The sequence below is a fragment of the Streptomyces sparsus genome (assembly GCF_054776295.1).
On sequence record NZ_BAAHCA010000904.1, the window covers coordinates 1 to 1,977 of the forward strand.

General features: G+C 72.5%; 2 protein-coding genes. Both read left to right on the forward strand.

Annotated features, from left to right (window positions below; all coding sequences use genetic code 11):
• Window positions 1–1,192 (forward strand): globin domain-containing protein (locus tag ACYVE9_RS24750; protein ID WP_461030121.1); only part of this gene is annotated, 1,192 nt, incomplete at its 5' end.
• Between the two features lie 63 nt (window positions 1,193–1,255).
• The coding region (locus tag ACYVE9_RS24755) for a pyridoxamine 5'-phosphate oxidase family protein (RefSeq protein WP_461030122.1) at window positions 1,256–1,977 on the forward strand (722 nt) is incomplete at its 3' end.

Consider the following 1,977-nt stretch of genomic DNA (forward strand, 5'->3'; position numbering starts at 1 on the left):
CGCCCCGCCGCAGGCCGCCGGGCGCCCCGCGCCGCAGCAGCCGGGCAGCGCCCGCCCCTCACCCGACGCCGTCCTGATCCGCCGCACGATGGCCGAGATCGAGCCGATCGCGGACCAGGTCACCGCCTACTTCTACGCGCTGCTGTTCGTGGACAGCCCGCAGCTGCGCGAACTCTTCCCGGCCTCCATGGACGCCCAGCGGGACCGCCTCTTCAAGGCGCTGCTCACCGCCGCACAGCACGTCGACGACCCTGCCGTGCTGACCGAGTACCTGGCCGGACTGGGGCGCGGACACCGCAAGTACGGCACCCTTCCCGAGCACTACCCGGCCGTCGGCCAGTCCCTCATCGGCGCGCTCACCCGCTACGCCCACCGCAGTTGGTCGCCCCAGGCCGAGGCCGCCTGGGTGCGCGCCTACACCACCATCTCGCAGATCATGATCGACGCGGCGGCCGAGGACGAGCTGCGCGCGCCCGCCTGGTGGCGGGCCGAGGTGGTCTCGCACGAGCTGCGCACCCGGGACATCGCCGTCGTCACGGTGCGCCCGGACCAGCCCTACCCGTTCCTGGCCGGCCAGTACGCCTCCGTCGAGACGCCCTGGTGGCCCCGCGTGTGGCGGCACTACTCCTTCGCCGGCGCGCCGCGTTCGGACGGACTGCTGACCTTCCACGTGAAGGCGGTGCCGGCGGGGTGGGTGTCGGGTGCGCTGGTGAACCGGGCGCGGCCTGGGGACGTGCTGCGGCTCGGTCCGCCGGCCGGCGCGATGACGGTGGACCACCGCAGCGACAGCGGACTGGTCTGCCTGGGCGGCGGCACCGGAATAGCGCCGATCAAAGCCCTCATAGAGGACGTGGCGCAGCACGGCAGGGCCCGTCCCTTCGAGGTCTTCTACGGTGCCCGCAGCGACCACGACCTGTACGACCTGGAGACGATGCTGCGGCTCGGTGAACGGCACCCTTGGCTGTCGGTACGGCCCGTGGTGGCCGACGGCTGCCCGATCCGGGCGGCGGGCCTGACCGGCCAGGTGCCCGACGCGGTGCGCCGGGCCGGCCGGTGGAACGCCTACGACGGGTACGTGTCCGGACCGCCGGGCATGATCCGCAGCGGAGTGGACGCGCTGCGGGGGGCCGGTGTACCACCGGACCGGATAAGGCACGATTCCCTGGAAGAGCTGGTCGCAGCGGGAGACTGACACGTGGCAGAAGTGGAAGAGCACAGGCGCGGTACCCGGCCGGGTAGCGACGGGGAGCACACGATCCAGGAGCGGTTGGGGTCCACCGGCCGCGCGGACCGCTTCTACGACGAGCAACTGCTGGATCACCTCAACGAGCGCATGCGGGAGTTCGCCCAGCGTCAGGAGATGTTCTTCCTGGCCACGGCCGACCGCAACGGGGAGTGCGACAGCAGCTTCCGGGCCGGCCCGCAGGGCTTTCTCCAGGTCCTGGACGAGCGCACGCTCGCGTATCCGGAGTACCGCGGCAACGGGGTGCACGCCAGCCTGGGCAACATCGAGGAGAACCCCCGGCTGGGCATCCTGATGATCGACTTCGTGCGGGCCCGGATCGGTCTGCACGTCAACGGCCGGGCCGAGATCGTGGAGGACGCGGAGATCCGTGCCGAGCACCCGCACCTGCCGCACGATCCGGTGCCCGGCCGCCGGCCGGAGCTGTGGGTGCGCGTCACCGTGGAGGAGGCGTACATCCACTGCGCCAAGCACATCCCGCACCTGCAGTACGCGCCGAAGCGTCCCGCGCGGGAGTGGGGCACGGACGACTACAAGCGCAAGGGCGGTGACTTCTTCGGCGCGGCCCGGGACCGGGTGGCGCGCGAGCACGACGTCGAGTACCGCGGCGGCGAGGAAGCCGATCCGGTGCCGCACAGCCGGCCGGCAACCGTTCCGCCGCAGGTCCGGCCGGAACCGGAACCGGAACCTACCGCCCACGCCGCCGCGGTGGTCGCCTCGGCCGACCGGGTGGG